The sequence below is a fragment of the Polaromonas sp. genome (assembly GCF_029945895.1).
Classification (GTDB): domain Bacteria; phylum Pseudomonadota; class Gammaproteobacteria; order Burkholderiales; family Burkholderiaceae_C; genus Polaromonas.
This window is the reverse complement of the sequence record NZ_JAQSDL010000051.1, coordinates 1-3,008: the sequence shown is the minus strand read 5'-3', so window position 1 is coordinate 3,008 and position 3,008 is coordinate 1. Positions and strand designations below refer to the sequence as shown.

The window sequence follows — 3,008 nt, the reverse complement described above, 5'->3', positions numbered from 1 at the left end:
AGCATCTGGTTGACGCGGCGGTAGCCGCCGATGAAGCCGGCATCGAAGTCGGCCAGGTCCAGCCGGTAATGAAACACCGGCCAGAGCACGCCGTTGCTGTAGCCCAGGTAATAACTGTCGTGGTCTTCCCGGCACAGGTCCACGGTGGTCAGCGTCACATTGCCGGCCTGCTGGGTGTGCATGTCGCCTTCGCCGGGTGTGCCGCCTTCGACAATGGTGCCGCTCCAGCCGAACCACAGGCCGCCATTGGCAGACAGGGCATCACCCAAGGCGACGGCCAGGCCGCCTGCCGCCGTCTTGCGCGGATCGGCAACCCGGTTCGAAACGACGACGAGCCTGCTCATCGTTCAAGTCTCCGAGGGGAATTAAAGACAAGCAGGGGCCGCAGAACCGGCTGGGCCGGACCGCAGGCGCAGCGCCCCCTCGGGGGGCAGCGACGTACACGAAGTGACAAGCGTGGGGGCATCATTTCTATACCTGGCTATCCCACGGCGCAGACAACCGGACTGCGGCATTGATGATGCCCACCATCGAATACGTCTGCGGGAAGTTTCCCCACATCTCGCCGGTCACCGGGTGGGTGTCCTCCGACAGCAGGCCGACATGGTTGCGCGCTGCCAGCATGGTTTCGAAAATTTCGCGCGCCTGCTCCTTGCGGCCGATGCGCGCCAGGGCGTCGATGCGCCAGAAGGTGCAGATGTTGAAGGCCGTCTCTGGCTTGCCGAAGTCGTCGGGCGCCTCATAACGGCGCATGTAGGGGCCGTCACACAGGTGTTTTTCCAGCGCATCGACGGTGGCGACAAAACGCGGGTCTTTCGGATCAATGAAACCGACCTCGATCATCAGCAGCACGCTGGCGTCGAGGTCGCGGCCGCCGAAACTTTCGGCAAAGGCCTGGCGCTCCTCGCTCCAGGATTCGCGCAGGATGCGCTCGCGCATGATGTTGGCGTGGTCGTGCCAGTAGATCGAGCGGTCCGGTTTTTTCAGTGTGGCGGCGATCTTGCCAAGGCGGTCGCAGGCGGCCCAGCACATCAGCGCCGACGAGGTGTGCACCCGGGCGCGTGTGCGCAGCTCCCACATGCCGGCGTCGGGCTGGTCGTAGTTGCGTACCGCCTGTTCACCCACCGCTTCCAGCCGCACAAACTCGGCCTCGCCCGCGCGGTGCAGCAGCCGGTGGTCGTGGAAGGCCTGCGCCGCGCCCAGCACCACGTTGCCGTACACATCGTGCTGGAAATGCTCCTGCGCCTGGTTGCCCACCCGCACCGGCCCCATGTTGCGGTAGCCGCCCAGGTGGCCATAGGTGGCTTCGGGAAGTTCGCGCTCCAGACCGATGCCGTACAGGGGCTGGATATGGCCGCCGCCGGCCTGCACCACCACGTTGCTGAGCCAGCGCAGGTAGTCTTCCATGGTGCCGACTTCGGACAGGCTGTTGAGCGCGCGCACCACAAAAAAAGCGTCGCGCAGCCAGCAGAAGCGGTAGTCCCAGGTGCGCCCGCTGTTGGGCGCTTCGGGAATGCTGGTGGTCATGGCGGCGACGATGGCGCCGGTGTCTTCAAACAGCGAGAGCTTGAGCGTGATGGCCGCGCGTATCACCGCTTCCTGCCACTCCAGCGGCAGGTGCAGGCGCTGGCTCCAGCGGCGCCAGTAGGAGAGGGTTTCCTCTTCGAACAGGCGCGCGGTGTCGGCAATGCCGTCGGCCAGCGACTCGTCCGCCCCGAGCAGGAAGTTGTGCTCGCGTGTCAGCACAAAGGGCTGGCGCGACAGCAAATGGGCAATCGGCGCGTCGGTATTCAGGCGCAGGGTCAGCGCGTCGCCGACATAACGCAGGTGGTTGCTGCCCTGGGTCACGGCGGGTTTGCTGCGGCCCCAGTCGTAACGGATGTCGAGGCAGACACGGATACGCGGTGCGCCGTGGAGGGGGCGAACCCGCCGCACCAGAGTCATGGGCCGGAAGAACCGTGAACGCCGGTAAAAACGCGGCGCGAAGTCGGTGATCTCCACCGCCTGGCCGCTGGTGTCGAACAGCTGGGTGCGCAGCACCGCGGTGTTGTGTTCGTACCATTGTTTGCTGTGCGAGAAGTTCTCGATCTCGATGGCAAAGGCGCTGCCGTTGTCGCTCGGGTCCAGCAGGGCGTTGAAGACCGGGTCGCCGTCAAAACGCGGCAGGCAGCACCAGACAATGCGTGCGCGCGCATCGACCAGCGCGCTGAAGGCGCAATTGCCGATCACGCCCAGCGAGAGCGAAGGCGGCGCGGGCGCCGTGAAGCTGGAGGAATGGACGGGGATGCTCATGCGCGCCGCCGTTCAGGCCCGTTCTCGCGCGAGGGCGCCCGTGCGGACAGCAGCCATTGAGCCAGCTGGGCCACGCTGTCGCAGCGATGTTTTGCCAGGGTGGCCCCGGGTCCGACCTTGATCGCGTGGCCGCCCATGCGCAGCACCTGTTCGAAGCCGTCTTCGTCGGTGACGTCGTCGCCGGCAAACACCGGAACACGGCCGGCAAACGGGGCTTCGTCCATGAAGGCCGCAATGGCCGTGCCCTTGCTGACCCCGATGGGTTTCAGGTCAAGCACACATTTGCCGTGCATCAGTTGCAAGCCGGGACTGCGTGCGACGGCCTCACGCATCACCTGCAGGCACAGGTCCTCAAGATCCGGCGCATGCCGGTAGTGCAGGCTCAGGGCCAGATTTTTCCGCTCGAGCTGGAGCGCGGGATGGCGCTGCAGCAGCCCTTCAGCCGCCTCCAGTGCAAGGCGCAGATCGGTGGCCGGCGCGCTGATCAGCAGGCCGCTGGCATTGCGCCGCTGCCCGCCATGTTCGACGGCTGCAGGCAACTGCAGGGGCGCCAGAAAACCGTCGAGGTCGCTCAGGCGGCGGCCCGAGACCAGCGCCAGCGCGCCGCCGAGTTGTCCGTACAGGGCTGCCAGCGTGCTGGTCAGCGTGGGCGGAATGAGCACGGCTTCGGGCCGGGCGGCCAGCTCAACCAGGGTTCCGTCAAAGTCCAGAAAAAG

At 66.0% G+C, this 3,008-nt stretch carries 3 protein-coding genes; all 3 read right to left on the bottom strand.

What is annotated here, in order from left to right; all coding sequences use genetic code 11:
• The coding region (locus PSV33_RS07155) for a trehalose-6-phosphate synthase (protein ID WP_300560192.1) at window positions 1-344 on the bottom strand (344 nt) is incomplete at its 3' end.
• A 127-nt stretch (window positions 345-471) separates the two neighbouring features.
• On the bottom strand, window positions 472-2,292 hold the full coding sequence (locus PSV33_RS07150) for a glycoside hydrolase family 15 protein (RefSeq protein ID WP_300560191.1): 1,821 nt from the start codon (window positions 2,290-2,292) through the stop codon (window positions 472-474).
• Window positions 2,289-3,008, bottom strand: a 720-nt coding sequence (gene otsB, locus PSV33_RS07145; protein WP_300560189.1) for a trehalose-phosphatase, incomplete at its 5' end; no start/stop codon positions are given. The genes PSV33_RS07150 and otsB, both read right to left, overlap by 4 nt.

Excerpts from the sequence above, each read along its gene's own strand:
- PSV33_RS07150 (WP_300560191.1), bottom strand. The coding sequence starts at position 2,292 with ATGAGCATCCCCGTCCATTCCTCCAGCTTCACGGCGCCCGCGCCGCCT.